Origin of the sequence: Flavobacterium frigidum (assembly GCF_048286735.1) — a bacterium.
Classification (GTDB): Bacteria; Bacteroidota; Bacteroidia; order Flavobacteriales; family Flavobacteriaceae; genus Flavobacterium.
Genome location: NZ_JBLVPU010000002.1, coordinates 24,878 through 39,540 on the forward strand (window position 1 = coordinate 24,878; position 14,663 = coordinate 39,540).

The window sequence follows — 14,663 nt, forward strand, 5'->3', positions numbered from 1 at the left end:
CCTTTTTGAGAAAAAGTATTATTTATTTTTCTTAATATTGGATGTAATTAAAAATGCAATTTATTAATCATTAACAACTTATTTGAATTAATTTTCACGTGATGAAAAAGAGTAACCGAAAAGAATTGAACTGGGAACAAACAGAAAAACTTGTTACGATGGCTTTAGAAGAAAAAAATCCTTTTGAAATCATAAAAAAAGAATTTGGTTTAGTCGAGAAGGAAGTTCTTGAAATTATGAAAAAGAAAATGCCCGCAGAAAAATTCGAAATGTGGAAGAAAAAAGCGGCTGCGAATAAACCCAAACCAAAACCAGTTAAAATTGATGATTTTGATGAAGATTTAGATGGAAAATATTACATAAAAAATAAATTAGATTAAACACAAAACTCCTGATATTTAGGAGTTTTTTTTTAACTAATCCTCAAATTAACTATGGTCTCAATAACAGCAACCGAAAACGAATTTATTTTTGATATTCTAGGTAGTCATAAATTTTGGGCTTTCGAAAATAAGATTAGTGTACCTAAAAATAAAATTATCAAAGCGTACCAAAACCCGAATGAGTTTACTTTTTGGATTGGTTGGAAAATACCAGGAACTCAAGTTCCATGGGTGATTACAGCAGGAACGTTTATAAAAAAAGGAAAACGCAATTTCTGGGACGTTTGCAATAAAAAAAATGCAATTATTATTGAATTAACCGATTCCTATTACCACAAATTAATTATCGAAGTTGAAAATCCAGAACTCGTGATGCAACAACTTAATGCTAAATAACATGAAAAAAATACTATTCTTTTTACCAATCCTTTTTGTATCATTAGGATATTCTCAAACTAAGACTGAAATTTTCAATAAGGAGGAAATTAACATCAACAGCTTACTAAAAGGCTCGTTGTACACCCCATTAAAAAATTCAAAAAAAGAAACTCTAGTCATTTTGATTGCAGGTTCAGGACCAACAGACAGAAATGGAAATCAAAAGAATGTAGTTAACAACTCGCTGAAATATCTTTGTGAAGGCTTAACGCAAAATGATATAGCAGCATTTAGCTACGACAAACGCATGTTTGCTCAAATATCCTTAGGAACTCTTAATGAGGCTACTCTTTCATTTGAAGATTTTATCAATGATGCGAAAGCCGTTTTTACCTATTTCAAAAACCAAAAAAAATACAATAAGATAATCATTGCAGGTCATAGCGAAGGGTCACTCATAGGCATGATTGCTGCCAATGATAATGCTGATGCCTTTATTTCTATTGCCGGTCCTGGAAGAACTATTGATGCTGTTGTAGTCGAGCAAATAGAGAAACAAGCTCCCTTTTTGAAAGAAGAGGTGCTTAAAAATTTTGAAATACTAAAAAGTGGAAATACATTTGAATTGAAAAATGAAATGCTTGCTTCGATTTTTAGGCCAAGTGTGCAGCCTTATATGATTTCGTGGCTCAAATACAATCCACAAGACGAAATCAAAAAGCTGAAAATTCCAACTTTACTTCTTAATGGAACTAATGATTTGCAAGTTAGTGTAGGCGAAGCAGAATTACTAAAAAAATCAAAACCAGATGCAGAGCTAGTTATAATTGATGCTATGAATCATGTTTTTAAGGAGATAAAAGGAGATACTGCCGAAAATATGAAATCGTACAACGATCCAAATCTACCGATATCAGCTCAATTACTGAATACAATCACGCGTTTTATAAAAGCGTTATAGCTGTAACTAATTAGCACTTTGTACGACTGATACACAAAATAAAACAAATTAAAATGAAAAGAATATTTTTAACGTTAGCATTTGCTTCGGTACTGTGGAGCTGCAAAACGGCGAGTACTGCAACAAATAACTCGAAAACCGACACTAATCTAGTACAAGTTTCCATTAATTTGAATGATGTAAAAGAAGATAAAGTATTGGTAACCATTACTGCACCAAAAATAACCACCGATGAAGTAACGTATAGTATTCCTAAAATTGTCCCTGGAACCTATTCTATTGATGATTACGGGAAGTATATCCAAGAATTCAAAGCCTTTGATAGCAAAGGAATCGCATTAATAGTAACTAAAACCGATGACAATACTTGGAATATCAAGAATGCAAAATCATTGGCAAAAATTACCTATTTGGTAAACGACACTTTTGATACAGAAAAGGGTGGTGGTTTTGGTCAAAATGATATTTTTTCACCAGCAGGAACCAATATTGATGCCGGAAAAAACTTCATGTTAAACATGCATGGTTTTACTGGTTATTTTCAAGATAAAAAAGATCTTCCGTACCGAGTAACTGTCACGCATCCTGAAACATTATGGGGCGCAACTTCAATGACGGATCTTGATGCTAGTGCAACATCTGATGTTTTTACCACTCCACGTTACGCTGAGTTAGTAGAGAATCCAATCATGTATGCAAAACCAGACTATACCACTTTTACTGTTGATGGAATGGAAATTTTAATTGGTGTGTACTCCCCGTCTGGAAAAGTGACAGCTGAAAGTATCACTCCAGAAATGAAAACAATGATGATCGCCCAAAAAACCTTTTTAGGAAAAATAAATGCGACAAAAAAATATACCGTGCTACTTTATCTTTCAAGCATGACGCCATCCGACGCCAAGGGTTTTGGAGCCTTAGAACACCCAACGGCAACCACGGTGGTTTTACCTGAAATGATGCCTAGAGAGGAATTAGTTAAATCAATGAAAGATGTCGTTTCACATGAATTTTTTCATATCGTTACACCATTAACCATTCATTCTAAAGAAATCCATTATTTTGATTATAATTCACCAAAAATGTCAGAACATTTATGGATGTACGAAGGAGTAACAGAATATTTTGCCAATCTTTTTAAAATCAATCAAGGATTAATCCCTGAAGAAGAATTCTATTCGCGTATGGCCGAAAAGATCGAAAATGCAAATGCTTTGAATGATACTATGCCATTCACTACAATGAGTGCAAATGTATTGACAGAACCTTATAAAGCACAATACTTGAATGTGTACGAAAAAGGCGCACTTATTGGTATGTGCATCGATATCATTATCCGAGAAAAAAGTAATGGCACAAGAGGAATCTTAGATTTGATGCAAAAATTATCAAATGAGTATGGAGCCGCTAAACCATTTGATGATGCTGACCTTTTTACCAAAATAACTTCCTTTACCTATCCTGAAGTAGGTGCGTTTTTAGCTACTTATGTTTCAGGATCAACTCCAATTCCGTACCAAACGTATCTTTCTAAAGTAGGCGTTACAAAATCAATCGAAAAAGTACCTGGGAATGTATTTCTAAAAGGACAAACACCATACATAACTGTCAATCAAGCGACCAAAGAAATTATCGTTCTTCCAAATATAGAGTTGAATGTTTTCTATACCAACCTAGGATTGAAAGGTGGAGATATTATAGTATCGATCAATGAAAAACCGTATTCATTGGATACTATCTATGAAATGATAACGGAAAGCACCAACTGGAAAGAAAATGATGCGATTACTGTGAAAATAAAACGCGATGGTAAAGAGCAAATCATAACTGGAACAGTAAAATTCCCGTATGAAGAGAAAGAAGGCCTTAAGGCTACAGATGTAACCAAAACTGCTTTGAAGGATGCTTGGTTGAAATCTTAATTTCAAAAACTGTTAAAAGAAATACCAATTTTAGACTGCCCCCAAAAAGTTAGACACTATTTGGGGGTATTTTTTTTGAAAATTGAACGCATTAGCAAAATCATTCCAACAATTTTCTTTATTTTGCACCACAATAGTAATGACTAGAAAATAATAGCGATGGAATCGCAAAATTTAAAATTAATCAAAAAAATAGCGAAACCTTTGCTTCTCAAACAAATTAACTAAACATGAAAAAATCGATTATTGCATTTGTCACACTTATTCTTTTGGCCTCTTGCAACAACAATACATCAAAAACCAACTTACATATTACGGGAAATATTAAAGGACTAAAAAAAGGCACTTTGTATATCCAGAGAATCCTTGATAATAAATTAGTGGCGATTGACACTATAAAAATGGATGGTAGTTCTTCTTTTGAAAGTAATCTAGACCTTAAATCTCCAGAAATGCTCTATTTATTTTTAGATAGAGGCGTAACCAATTCTTTAGACAATAATTTACCATTTTTTGCTGAACCAGGGAACATTACTATTGAAACAAGTTTAGATCGGTATTTATCCGATGCTAAAATTAAAGGATCAAAAAATCAGGAAATATATGAAGAGTATAAAAAAATCAATACTCGTTACACAGACGAAAATCTTTCTTTGATTGAGCAAAAATTCAATGCCATCAAAAGTAAAAACACGAAAAAAATTGATAGCATCATCATAAGACAAGATTCAAATATCAAAAGAAAGTATTTATTTGCCACTAATTTTGCACTAAATAATAGGAAATTCGAAGTAGCGCCTTTTATCGCACTTTCAGAAATATACGATATCAATATCAAATATTTAGATACAATACAAAAATCAATGTCTCCCCAAGTAGCCAATTCATTATACGGAAAAAAGCTAACACAATATATTGCCAGTATTAAAAGTCAAAAATAGAAAGCACTGTCTAAATTTTACTTTTCCTTTTTAAAACAAAAAATCATCTTGATTTCACAAGATGATTTTTTTTGTTTTAAAACCCAAGCAATACTTAAAGCACAATAAAACAGAATTAGATATAAATACAAATTAGATGCTACCCATTGCTGCACCACCAATAAAAGCAATAATGATCATTAAAAAGTATAAAGAAAAAATAACTATGGTCATTATGCCAATAAACTTGTAATGCGATTTTAAGTATTGAAATGAAGCCGTCAATTTATCGGAATCGTTTGTCGCACATGCAATTTTAGCATTTGAGGCAAACTTATTTAAATAATATACTGGAAAGAAATAAAGAGCGGCGATGAGTAAATAAACGACAGCCATTATTATTCCAAAAGAGCTACCCATACTGCTCATGGCAGGGTTCATTTTTCCCATTGTAGAGAATAGTGTACCTGCAAATAAACCTGCAAGAACTATAAAACCAATTCCTACATACCCCAAAATGGATAAAAAATAAGCCCATTTCGCGGTCTCTTTCAAAAAGTCTTTTGCAGACTCGTTTAGTTTCATTTCTAAATTCTCAGTAATTGAATGCTCTTCCATAATTTCTTTTTTTTAGTTAGTCATCAAATTTAACATAAAAAATAGGACATCCAAATAAAAAGAATTTTATTCCTGTAGTACTAAAAACAAAAAACCATCCCGAATGAAAGGGATGGTTTTATTAAGAGCCGGCGGAGGGACTCGAACCCACGACCTGCTGATTACAAATCAGCTGCTCTAGCCAACTGAGCTACGCTGGCGACTCATTACGGGTGCAAATATAAGTCTGAATTTCTATTTTGCAAAACAAATTCAAACTTTTTTTGCTTTTTTTTTGACTACAATTCGTTGATTTTAGCAATCAATTGATTAGCAGTTTGTTCCAATTCAACATTGATTTGTTTGAAATGTGCTTTTTTATTTTCAACTTTTTTTGTATTCACTTTTGTGATTAAAGCGTCAAAAGCAGCGATAGCTTCATCAATTAAATCATTAGTTTCAGTTGTTGGTTTTCCTGTTGTAGAAATTTCGAACAAGTAAACTGCTTCAATAATATCTCCTAAAACGTAGTTGATGTCTTTTTTTAAATTTTTAACGTTTGCCATTTTTATTTTTTTAAAATTTGAATTTTAATTTGCGTTTGCAAAAGTACACATAATCTTTCTATTACCGACTATGAAATGTAAATTTCTAAAATGGAAGCTTTTCCACTGAGAATGAACGCATTCATTGCCGCAGGAATCAAAACAGTATCTCCTTTTTTATATTGCGTTTTTGAGCTACTATATTCCAGTTCAAATGCCCCTTCTGTACACATATAAACCGTAAAGGATTTAGCAGATTTAGAAATAGAAATCTGTCCGTCTAACGGAATAAAATTAGTCGTAAAATAAGGACACTCAACAATTTCGTTTGAACAATTTATTTTCTTAGTATACTCTTTCTTCGTTTCCACCTTATCATAATTGATAGCTTCCAAAGCTAAATCAACATGTAATTCTCTTGTATTACCATTAGCATCTAGCCTGTCAAAATCATAGAGACGGTATGTAATATCCGAAGTTTGTTGTATCTCAGCAACCACTAATCCAGCACCAATAGCGTGAACGGTTCCTGTTTCTAAAAAGAAAACATCACCTGATTTTACTTTTATATCGTCCAGAATAGAAAGTAAGGTTTTGTTTTTTAGATTTTCTAAATACTCAGTGGCATTAGATTTTTCTTTGAAGCCCACAATTATTCGGGCGTCATCATCAGCTTGCATGATATACCACATTTCTGTTTTACCAAAAGAATGATGTCTTTTTTTGGCCAACTCATCATTTGGATGCACTTGTATGGACAAATCTTCACGAGCATCTAGATATTTGAAAAGCAACGGAAATTGTTTTCCAAATCTGGCATAAACTTCAGTTCCCAAAATTTCGACCGGTGCATCATCAATAATAGTGGTCAATGATTTACCTTTCCATGCTCCGTTTGCTACAACACTTACATCACCTTCAACAGTAGACAACTCCCAACTTTCTCCAGTAATTGTTGACGTTATTGGTTTTTTAAGTAGTGTTTTTAGTTTTTCGCCGCCCCAGATTCTTTCTTTAAAAATGGGATCAAATTGTAAAGGATAAAGTTTCATTCAGATGATTATTTTGAAATTGTAAGATATAAAAAATACATATTATTCTCGAGAATATAGATTCTCTTTTTATAGAAATCAATAAATGGCCAAAAACAAGGCATAAATTGAAATCTATCAGAATAGCCTTCAAGTAGATTTTTACTATAAATTACAATAATTTTTTAATAGCCTCCAGCGCTTTGGGAATATGTTTTGTAGCCAGCATACTGTCAAATATCATTTGAATCACTCCATTTTTATCAGTGACATAGGTAACTCTTCCCGGCAGTAAACCGAACATTCCGGTGGGAACACCAAAAAGTTTTCTGATTTTTTTATCTGAATCTGACAAAAGAATAAAAGGAAGCTTGAATTGCTTAGCAAATTTTTGATGGGAAGCAATAGTATCACTACTAATACCTATTACTTCTGCCCCAAGATCCTTAAAATCTTCGTATAAATCTCTAAAACTACAAGCCTCAGCTGTACATCCTGGTGTATTATCTTTTGGATAAAAATAAATCACAAGCGGCTTTTGGCCTACTAGAGTTTTACTATCAAATTCACTCCCTGTAGCATCTTTAGCAATAAAATGGGGAATGGTATCCCCTACTTTTAGTTCTTTCATTCTCCTTTATACGTTACAAAATTTCTAGGGGTTTCATATAGAACCACTTCTAGTTCAAATTCTGGTTTGATTCTTTTTCTGATTTTATTCCAAATAACGACTACTATATTTTCGGCAGTTGGATTCAAATCCTGAAACTCTGGCACATCCAGATTTAGATTTTTATGATCAAATTGATTCTCTACATCTTCTTTAATGATGTCGCTTAAAAACTTTACATCCATAACATATCCTGTTTCGGGATCAATCTGGCCTGTTACACTAACTATTAGTTCATAGTTATGACCATGAAAATTGGGATTATTACACTTCCCAAAAATCGCATCGTTTTGTTCCCATGTCCAATCCTTTCGGTGTAATCTGTGAGCCGCATTAAAATGGGCTTTGCGCGAAATAGTAACTTTCATGATATATAATTTAAGATTGCGATGCGTTAGAAAATCTATTTTTAATGTCCCGTTATTGATCTTCTCGCAACAGCGCTATATTTTGTGGTCTTCTAGAAAATGGTAAAACTCATCGAAAATAATTTTGAACCAAACTGTATACAAAGCCGGATGCGTCTCCATATCTGATTTAACATCCTCAATTTTCATCCACTTCCAGTCTTCTACTTCCTCCCGATTTATATTTGGTGCATCGTCATAATACCCAATCATAACGTGATCAAGCTCATGCTCTGTTAAACCATTATCAAAAGGAGCTTTGTAAATAAAATGAAAAAGCTCTTTAAGTTCTGTATTAAAACCCATTTCTTCAAATAATCGACGACTTCCTGCTTGAATATTAGTTTCTCCGTCGCGCTGGTGACTGCAACACGTATTCGTCCATAGCAATGGCGAATGGTATTTTTGACTGGCGCGCTGCTGTAACATGATTTCATTTTTGTTGTTTAAAACAAAAACTGAAAAAGCACGATGTAAAACTGCTTTTTCATGTGCTTCAAGTTTAGGCATCAATCCGATTTGCTCATCGTTGTGATTAACTAATATTACGTTTTCTTCTACCATAGTATTCTTTTACTGATCAAAAATACAAAAAAGATTATTAGAGACCGGGGCTTTAACGTTCTGTTTCGAATTGTTGAAGTGAATTTATTTTGTTACTAATCTAAGCAAATTCAATGTTTACTTGCAAAAGTTTTTTTTGTAATTTTAAATACTATAATATTCAATAAGATGCACCAAATAATCATTCGAAAAGCACATCCAAACGATTTAGAAAAACTCCTTGAATTTGAACAAGCAATTATTACTGCCGAACGTCCTTTTGACCCCACTCTAAAAGCAGAAAAGATACATTATTATGATATCGAAAAAATGATTTCAGCACCACATATAGAAGTATTGGTAGCCGAAATTGATTTGGAAATCATAGGATCAGGATATGCGCGAATAGAGGTAGCGAAGCCTTATTTGAATCATGTGAACTATGCCTATTTTGGATTTATGTACACAGTTGCTAATCACAGAGGAAAAGGAGTAAACGCTAAAATTAATGAAGGGCTCAAAAATTGGTGCATCCTTCAGGATGTATTCGAAATGAGACTAGATGTATACAACGACAATACTTCGGCAATAAAAGCCTATGAGAAAGTAGGCTTCAAAAAACACCTTATCAACATGCGAATGATTGTATAATTATAATGCTTTGTTAATTCTAAATCCAGAACTGTATTTTACGCGTAACTAACGTTAGTTAAAACTTACTTAAATAACTATTAATTTGCAAAGTAGGCGACATTTTTTGTTTCAAAATCGCTTTACATTTGTACTATAAAAAGAAAATTATGAAAACAGCAAGATATTTTTTAAGCCTATTATTTTTACTTCCTTTATTCATGTTCACTGCCTGTGGACAAACGAAAAATAAAAAGGACAGTACAGAAAAATCGATAGCAATGGGAAATTCAATCAACAAACCAGGGAATCCATATTATTCTAATACAGACACTAAAAAAATAAAGGTTAGTGATGCCGAGTGGAAAAAGATTTTACCCGAAGATGTTTATGAAGTATCCCGTAACGCAGATACCGAAAGACCTTTTACCGGAAAATATTGGGACACCGATGAAAAAGGAACGTATTACTGCGCCGCTTGTGGAAATAAACTTTTTCGCTCAGGGGCAAAATTTTCGAGCAATTGCGGCTGGCCAAGTTTTTTTGAACAAGACAGTAAAAGCAGCGTGGTGTACAAAACGGATAACTCTCTTGGAATGGAAAGAATCGAAGCCCTTTGTGGAAGATGCGATGGGCATCTAGGACATCTTTTTGATGATGGACCTGCGCCTACTGGCAAAAGATACTGCATGAATTCTATCGCACTTGACTTTATACCAGATACCAAATAAAATGAAAAAAATATTGCTACTGTGTTTAATAACCGCTACTAGTTTATTTGCACAAAAATCTGCAAACAAACAACCCAATTTTGAAACCATTACGCTAGCGGGAGGCTGTTATTGGTGTGTTGAGGCCGTTTATGAAAATTTAATTGGAGTAAAATCAGCCGTGTCTGGTTACGCTGGAGGTAAAAATGCTAATCCTAGTTACGAAGATGTTTCTACAGGAAGATCGGGCTATGCCGAAGTAGTGCAAATAACCTATGATAAAAACGTCACAAATCTTGATGAAATTTTTAAAGTGTTTTTCACAGTACATGATCCAACTACACTAAACCGACAAGGTGCTGATGTTGGAACACAATACCGTTCTGCTATTTTTTTTAAAAATGAGATTCAAAAAAAAGCTGCTCAATCGGTAATTACCGCGATGAAAAAAGCAAAAATTTATGACAATGCAATCGTAACCACATTAGAACCACTTACTAAATTTTACAAAGCGGAAGACTACCATCAAAATTACTATGTAAACAATAAAAGTCAACCGTATTGCCAAATGGTAATCCAACCTAAAATGGAAAAGTTTGAAAAACTTTTTAAAAGCCGATTGAAAAAAAAATAAAACACCAAACCAACGCCTTGTCCTTTAAAACATGGCGTTTTTTTTTGCTCATAAAAAAATTAAATTACAGTAATCTTTCATGCGACTGAAAACTTTAAAATTTTGTTATATTTGTTTAAATCGAAGTCAATTGACAGCCCTTCAAACTGAATTTCAGTAATGTAAATTGACATTAACCAACCAAAACCACCTTTCAATTCATGAAAAAAATCATTCTTTTCACAAGCATATCGTTATTCTCCGTTATTGCATCTGCGCAAAACACAGCGCTCAAATCTAAAATTGACACAAAAGCAGCATCATTAGAATCCAAAGTTATTTCTTGGAGAAGAGACTTTCATCAAAATCCTGAATTAGGAAATCGCGAATTTAAAACCGCTGAAAAAATTGCTGCACATTTGCGCAGTTTAGGTATCGAAGTACAAACCGGAATCGCAAAAACAGGGGTTGTAGGTATTTTAAGGGGAAGCAAACCAGGACCAGTTATTGCTCTTCGAGCAGATATTGATGCGTTACCCGTAAAAGAGCGCGTAGCAATTCCATTCGCTTCAAAAGTAGAAGGAGAATACAACGGAAAAACAGTTCCTGTAATGCATGCTTGTGGTCATGATACCCATACTGCAATACTCATGGGAACTGCAGAAATTTTAGCTTCTATAAAAAGCGAATTAAAAGGGACTGTGAAATTTATTTTTCAACCAGCCGAAGAAGGTCCTCCCGAAGGTGAAGAAGGAGGAGCAAAATTGATGGTTAAAGAAGGCGTTTTGGAAAACCCTAAAGTCGAGGCCATTTTTGGTTTGCACATTAACGCTCAAACCGAAGTAGGCAAAATAAAATACCGTTCACGTGGGACTATGGCAGCTTCGGACTGGTTTACCATAAAAATAAATGGAAAACAAACACATGGCGCCTATCCATGGTTGGGTATTGACCCTATTGCTACAGCAGCACAAATCATCATGGGAATTCAAACTATTGTAAGCCGAAATATAAATCTTGCAGAATCTCCAGCAGTGATCAGTGTCGGACAAATAAACGCTGGAGTAAGAAGTAATGTGATTCCCGAAGAACTAATCATGACGGGAACTATTCGTTCTCTTGATGTTAAAGTTCAGGAAATGTTGCATTCTAGATTAAAAAAAGTAGTAACGTCTATCGCCGAAAGTGCGGGAGCAACTGCCGAAGTTAACATAACAAACCAAACACTTATTACGTACAATGATCCCACATTGACGGAAAAAATGATCCCTACACTTGAAGCTACAGCCGGAAAGGAAAATGTTTCAATTACTCCTGCTGTAACTGGTGCTGAGGACTTTTCTTATTATCAGGAAAAAATTCCAGGTTTGTACTTTTTTCTTGGTGGTGCCCCAAAAGGCAGACCAATATCGGAGACAGCGCCGCATCATACACCTGATTTTTACATCGATGAAAGCGGTTTTCTGTTAGGAATGAAAGTATTATCCAACTTAACAATTGACTATATGGAAATGCAATCCAAAAAGTAACAACTAGCAATTTTTAGAACTATCGATATTAAAAACAAAATAGTTACATCGACAGTTCGAGCGCAATCGTGAACGAAAAGTCAATGTAGACTTATGATTCATCAAGGGCAGCCAAAAACTAGTTTTAAACAATTTTAATTACAAGGAGTAAATTTATTTGATAATTTAGTACTCTCAAGTGGTACTTTTTGAACCTTATATTTTTTGCTATCTACCATTTTTATGAAAAAGTGAACTATGACACAGATTAGATGTTTCTTTAAACACAAAATACTTTTTACACTAGCGTTACTTTTCATCCAAAATATAGCAATTGCTCAAGAAAAAAAAGTTGCCCCTACATCTGATGAACTGTATCGTGAAATAGAACAAATGGACGAGATTATGTTCAATGCCTTTAATGATAAAGACTTTGAGAAATTTAAATCTTTATTTACCAGTGATTTAGAATGGTTTCAAGACAATGGTGGATTGCTTGCGTATGATACAGTTTTTACTAATTTTTCTAATATGTTTAAAAATGAAAATAGACTAACGCGAAAACTTGTCAAAGGAACACTCGAAGTGCATCCCATAAAAGACTACGGCGCAATTGAAACAGGAATACACGAGTTCCGTCATATGGAAAACGGAAAGGAAGAAATTGGAACCTTCAAATTTCTTATGATTTGGCAAAAAAAAGACAATCAATGGAAGATTTCAAGAGTGGTGAGTTACGATCATTAGCGTAAAGCCCAACTTATTATTTGTTTTAAAAAAAAACCTAGCCAATCAATCAATTGTTAGCTATTTCTATACAAAGTGCGTAAACACAGATTTGCAAATTATTCTATTAATAAATATTTTAAAATCTGCGAATTTGCGGTGTGATTTTTTTTTAAAGTACAACGAAAAGCTCTAAAAATGGATTGTCTTGAACTTTATTAGAGCACAAAAAAACAACTACTCCTTATTGATTCAAAATAGCTCCAATCATCAGTGCACATTTTTCTCCATCAATAGCTGCCGAAATTATTCCGCCTGCATAACCCGCTCCTTCTCCACAGGGATAAAGCCCTTTTATTTGAAAATGTTCATACGTTAATGGATCTCTTGGAATTCGGACCGGTGATGAAGTTCTAGATTCTGGTGCATGAAGTATGGCTTCATTTGTCAAATAGCCACGCATCGATTTTCCAAATTCTGTAAAACCTTCACGTAATATGTTTGTTAAAAATTTGGGGAAAACCTCTCCCATTTCAACTGAAGTGGTTCCGGGCACGTAAGACGTTTTAGGAATATCTGAGGAAACTCTCTTTTGTGTAAAATCGATCATACGCTGTGCTGGCACTTTTTGACTTTGCCCAGCCAAATGCCATGCATTTTGTTCAATACTTTTTTGAAATTCCATTCCTGCTAAAGCACCAAATTTGGCAAAGGGTTTAAAATCTTCTAACTGTAGCTCAATGACGATTCCAGAATTAGCGGTAGCCTGATCCCTTTTAGACGGCGACCAACCATTAGTTACCACTTCTCCGGGACTTGTTGCACAAGGTGCAATCACACCGCCTGGACACATACAAAACGAATACATTCCCCTACCTCCTACTTGCTTCACGATTGAATATGGTGCTGGTGGCAAATAATCGCCCCGATAATCACAACTGTACTGAATGCTATCTATCAACGTTTGTGGATGCTCTGCTCGTACGCCCAAGGCAAAAGGTTTGGCCTCAATAAAAATTTGTTTTCGATCTAATAATTCAAAAATATCACGAGCCGAATGTCCAGTGGCCAAAATCAGTTTATTAGCAAGAATTGTTTCTCCTGTATGCGTAACAATACCCTGTACCTCATTGTTTTTTACTAAAATATCGGTCAAACGTGTTTCAAATAAAACCTGTCCGCCACATTCTATAATTTTCTCTCGAATATCTTGAATGATTTGTGGTAATTTATTGGTTCCAATATGCGGATGTGCCTCAATCAAGATATCTGGCGAAGCGCCAAAAGCAACAAACAGTTCTAAAACCCGCGTAACATCGCCTCTTTTTTTAGAACGTGTGTACAATTTTCCATCAGAATACGTTCCTGCGCCGCCTTCGCCAAAACAATAATTAGAATCTTCGTTTACAAGATGATCTACATTTATTGCTTTTAAATCTCTACGACGTCCACGTACGTCCTTTCCACGTTCAACCACAATTGGTTTTAACCCCAGTTCGATCAATTGTAAGGCTGCAAATAACCCTGCAGGTCCAGCTCCTACAACAAGTACTTCTTGAGCATTTGTTACATTAATATATTCTGGTATATTTATTTTTTCTTGATTTACTGTTTCTCCAATAAAATATACATCTGCTTTGATATTGAACTTAATTGCTTTTTGACGGGCATCAATAGAGCGTTTTAAAATTATAACTTTTTGAATTTCCTGCACAGAGGTATTGAAAAACTTTGCAACGTAATCATTCAATAATGATTCATTGTGAGCTACTTCTGGTGATACTTGGGTTTGAAATACGCGAGGCATAGTACGATTTTTGGCAAAAATAGTAATTTGAAAATTGTTATCGTAGTTTTGCCATCCAACAACAAATAAAATGTCTAGAAAAATAAAACTTATTTGGGATTTTCGTGGGCCTGCCTCAGCGAAAACAGCAGAACACCACGAAATTCATTTGAAAGAATATATTGCCATTGAAAAGCTGCCATTGAACATCACCGGTTTTGAAACGCAAGGTGAAATGCAAGCCATTGCTTTCATGGTGGTAACTGATGATCATATGATTCAAGTTCGCGATGCCTTAAAACCACATCGGGGCGAATTGTATCAGGAATAAAT

General features: G+C 34.2%; 18 protein-coding genes and 1 tRNA gene. 11 read left to right on the forward strand and 8 right to left on the reverse strand.

The window, feature by feature from the left end; translation table 11 throughout:
- The first annotated feature begins 101 nt into the window (after positions 1-101).
- From ACNQGO_RS01560 to ACNQGO_RS01580, 5 genes are all read left to right on the forward strand, one after another.
- Entirely contained in the window at positions 102-380 is a 279-nt protein-coding gene (locus ACNQGO_RS01560) for a DUF2805 domain-containing protein (RefSeq protein ID WP_147673428.1), read from the forward strand.
- A 54-nt stretch (positions 381-434) separates the two neighbouring features.
- Positions 435-779 (forward strand): hypothetical protein, encoded by a 345-nt coding sequence (locus ACNQGO_RS01565; RefSeq protein ID WP_417947478.1) that lies wholly within the window; start codon positions 435-437, stop codon positions 777-779.
- A gap of 1 nt (position 780) precedes the next feature.
- Entirely contained in the window at positions 781-1,722 is a 942-nt protein-coding gene (locus ACNQGO_RS01570; protein WP_417947479.1) for an alpha/beta hydrolase family protein, read from the forward strand.
- 53 nt (positions 1,723-1,775) lie between these two features.
- Positions 1,776-3,644: a M61 family metallopeptidase gene (locus tag ACNQGO_RS01575; RefSeq protein ID WP_417983953.1), complete on the forward strand. Its 1,869-nt coding sequence runs from the start codon at positions 1,776-1,778 to the stop codon at positions 3,642-3,644.
- 230 nt (positions 3,645-3,874) lie between these two features.
- Positions 3,875-4,585 (forward strand): DUF4369 domain-containing protein, encoded by a 711-nt coding sequence (locus tag ACNQGO_RS01580; protein WP_417948226.1) that lies wholly within the window; start codon positions 3,875-3,877, stop codon positions 4,583-4,585.
- Between the two features lie 132 nt (positions 4,586-4,717).
- On the opposite strand, the gene ACNQGO_RS01585 is transcribed toward ACNQGO_RS01580, so the two are convergent.
- From ACNQGO_RS01585 to idi, 7 genes are all read right to left on the reverse strand, one after another.
- Positions 4,718-5,182 carry a hypothetical protein gene (locus tag ACNQGO_RS01585; protein WP_417983954.1) on the reverse strand — a complete coding sequence of 155 codons (465 nt, stop codon included), beginning with the start codon at positions 5,180-5,182 and terminating at the stop codon, positions 4,718-4,720.
- A 126-nt stretch (positions 5,183-5,308) separates the two neighbouring features.
- Positions 5,309-5,382 (reverse strand) — tRNA-Thr (locus ACNQGO_RS01590).
- Positions 5,383-5,460: 78 nt separating this feature from the next.
- Positions 5,461-5,727, reverse strand: a complete 267-nt coding sequence (locus ACNQGO_RS01595; RefSeq protein WP_417983955.1) for a hypothetical protein — start codon at positions 5,725-5,727, stop codon at positions 5,461-5,463.
- 68 nt (positions 5,728-5,795) lie between these two features.
- Positions 5,796-6,758 (reverse strand): type I phosphomannose isomerase catalytic subunit, encoded by a 963-nt coding sequence (locus ACNQGO_RS01600; RefSeq protein ID WP_417983956.1) that lies wholly within the window; start codon positions 6,756-6,758, stop codon positions 5,796-5,798.
- 151 nt (positions 6,759-6,909) lie between these two features.
- Positions 6,910-7,368: a peroxiredoxin gene (locus ACNQGO_RS01605; RefSeq protein ID WP_417983957.1), complete on the reverse strand. Its 459-nt coding sequence runs from the start codon at positions 7,366-7,368 to the stop codon at positions 6,910-6,912.
- Positions 7,365-7,775 carry a 6-pyruvoyl trahydropterin synthase family protein gene (locus tag ACNQGO_RS01610; protein WP_309757837.1) on the reverse strand — a complete coding sequence of 137 codons (411 nt, stop codon included), beginning with the start codon at positions 7,773-7,775 and terminating at the stop codon, positions 7,365-7,367. The genes ACNQGO_RS01605 and ACNQGO_RS01610 overlap by 4 nt, the downstream gene beginning before the upstream one ends.
- Positions 7,776-7,850: 75 nt before the next feature.
- On the reverse strand, positions 7,851-8,378 hold the full coding sequence (gene idi, locus ACNQGO_RS01615; protein ID WP_417983958.1) for an isopentenyl-diphosphate Delta-isomerase: 528 nt from the start codon (positions 8,376-8,378) through the stop codon (positions 7,851-7,853).
- A gap of 168 nt (positions 8,379-8,546) precedes the next feature.
- On the opposite strand from idi, the gene ACNQGO_RS01620 reads away from it, so the two are divergent.
- From ACNQGO_RS01620 to ACNQGO_RS01640, 5 genes are all read left to right on the forward strand, one after another.
- Positions 8,547-9,008, forward strand: a complete 462-nt coding sequence (locus ACNQGO_RS01620) for a GNAT family N-acetyltransferase (protein ID WP_417983959.1) — start codon at positions 8,547-8,549, stop codon at positions 9,006-9,008.
- 149 nt (positions 9,009-9,157) lie between these two features.
- Entirely contained in the window at positions 9,158-9,718 is a 561-nt protein-coding gene (gene msrB / locus ACNQGO_RS01625) for a peptide-methionine (R)-S-oxide reductase MsrB (protein ID WP_417946729.1), read from the forward strand.
- Position 9,719: 1 nt separating this feature from the next.
- Complete coding sequence (gene msrA / locus ACNQGO_RS01630) at positions 9,720-10,331, forward strand: peptide-methionine (S)-S-oxide reductase MsrA (protein ID WP_417983960.1); 612 nt, start codon at positions 9,720-9,722, stop codon at positions 10,329-10,331.
- A gap of 200 nt (positions 10,332-10,531) precedes the next feature.
- On the forward strand, positions 10,532-11,839 hold the full coding sequence (locus ACNQGO_RS01635) for an amidohydrolase (protein ID WP_417983961.1): 1,308 nt from the start codon (positions 10,532-10,534) through the stop codon (positions 11,837-11,839).
- 237 nt (positions 11,840-12,076) lie between these two features.
- On the forward strand, positions 12,077-12,565 hold the full coding sequence (locus ACNQGO_RS01640) for a nuclear transport factor 2 family protein (RefSeq protein ID WP_417983962.1): 489 nt from the start codon (positions 12,077-12,079) through the stop codon (positions 12,563-12,565).
- A 223-nt stretch (positions 12,566-12,788) separates the two neighbouring features.
- Here the strand turns inward: ACNQGO_RS01640 and ACNQGO_RS01645 are convergent, their stop codons facing one another.
- On the reverse strand, positions 12,789-14,351 hold the full coding sequence (locus tag ACNQGO_RS01645) for an NAD(P)/FAD-dependent oxidoreductase (protein WP_417983963.1): 1,563 nt from the start codon (positions 14,349-14,351) through the stop codon (positions 12,789-12,791).
- Between the two features lie 70 nt (positions 14,352-14,421).
- Between ACNQGO_RS01645 and ACNQGO_RS01650 the strand changes: the two genes are divergently transcribed.
- Positions 14,422-14,661, forward strand: coding sequence for a hypothetical protein (locus ACNQGO_RS01650; protein WP_309757850.1), 240 nt, complete (start codon positions 14,422-14,424; stop codon positions 14,659-14,661).
- The last annotated feature ends 2 nt before the right edge of the window (positions 14,662-14,663 follow it).

Coding starts and splice junctions, on each gene's coding strand:
- ACNQGO_RS01560 (WP_147673428.1), top strand. CDS start 102: ATGAAAAAGAGTAACCGAAAAGAATTGAACTGGGAACAAACAGAAAAA.
- ACNQGO_RS01565 (WP_417947478.1), top strand. CDS start 435: ATGGTCTCAATAACAGCAACCGAAAACGAATTTATTTTTGATATTCTA.
- ACNQGO_RS01570 (WP_417947479.1), top strand. CDS start 781: ATGAAAAAAATACTATTCTTTTTACCAATCCTTTTTGTATCATTAGGA.
- ACNQGO_RS01575 (WP_417983953.1), top strand. CDS start 1,776: ATGAAAAGAATATTTTTAACGTTAGCATTTGCTTCGGTACTGTGGAGC.
- ACNQGO_RS01580 (WP_417948226.1), top strand. CDS start 3,875: ATGAAAAAATCGATTATTGCATTTGTCACACTTATTCTTTTGGCCTCT.
- ACNQGO_RS01585 (WP_417983954.1), bottom strand. CDS start 5,182: ATGGAAGAGCATTCAATTACTGAGAATTTAGAAATGAAACTAAACGAG.
- ACNQGO_RS01595 (WP_417983955.1), bottom strand. CDS start 5,727: ATGGCAAACGTTAAAAATTTAAAAAAAGACATCAACTACGTTTTAGGA.
- ACNQGO_RS01600 (WP_417983956.1), bottom strand. CDS start 6,758: ATGAAACTTTATCCTTTACAATTTGATCCCATTTTTAAAGAAAGAATC.
- ACNQGO_RS01605 (WP_417983957.1), bottom strand. CDS start 7,368: ATGAAAGAACTAAAAGTAGGGGATACCATTCCCCATTTTATTGCTAAA.
- ACNQGO_RS01610 (WP_309757837.1), bottom strand. CDS start 7,775: ATGAAAGTTACTATTTCGCGCAAAGCCCATTTTAATGCGGCTCACAGA.
- idi (WP_417983958.1), bottom strand. CDS start 8,378: ATGGTAGAAGAAAACGTAATATTAGTTAATCACAACGATGAGCAAATC.
- ACNQGO_RS01620 (WP_417983959.1), top strand. CDS start 8,547: ATGCACCAAATAATCATTCGAAAAGCACATCCAAACGATTTAGAAAAA.
- msrB (WP_417946729.1), top strand. CDS start 9,158: ATGAAAACAGCAAGATATTTTTTAAGCCTATTATTTTTACTTCCTTTA.
- msrA (WP_417983960.1), top strand. CDS start 9,720: ATGAAAAAAATATTGCTACTGTGTTTAATAACCGCTACTAGTTTATTT.
- ACNQGO_RS01635 (WP_417983961.1), top strand. CDS start 10,532: ATGAAAAAAATCATTCTTTTCACAAGCATATCGTTATTCTCCGTTATT.
- ACNQGO_RS01640 (WP_417983962.1), top strand. CDS start 12,077: ATGACACAGATTAGATGTTTCTTTAAACACAAAATACTTTTTACACTA.
- ACNQGO_RS01645 (WP_417983963.1), bottom strand. CDS start 14,351: ATGCCTCGCGTATTTCAAACCCAAGTATCACCAGAAGTAGCTCACAAT.
- ACNQGO_RS01650 (WP_309757850.1), top strand. CDS start 14,422: ATGTCTAGAAAAATAAAACTTATTTGGGATTTTCGTGGGCCTGCCTCA.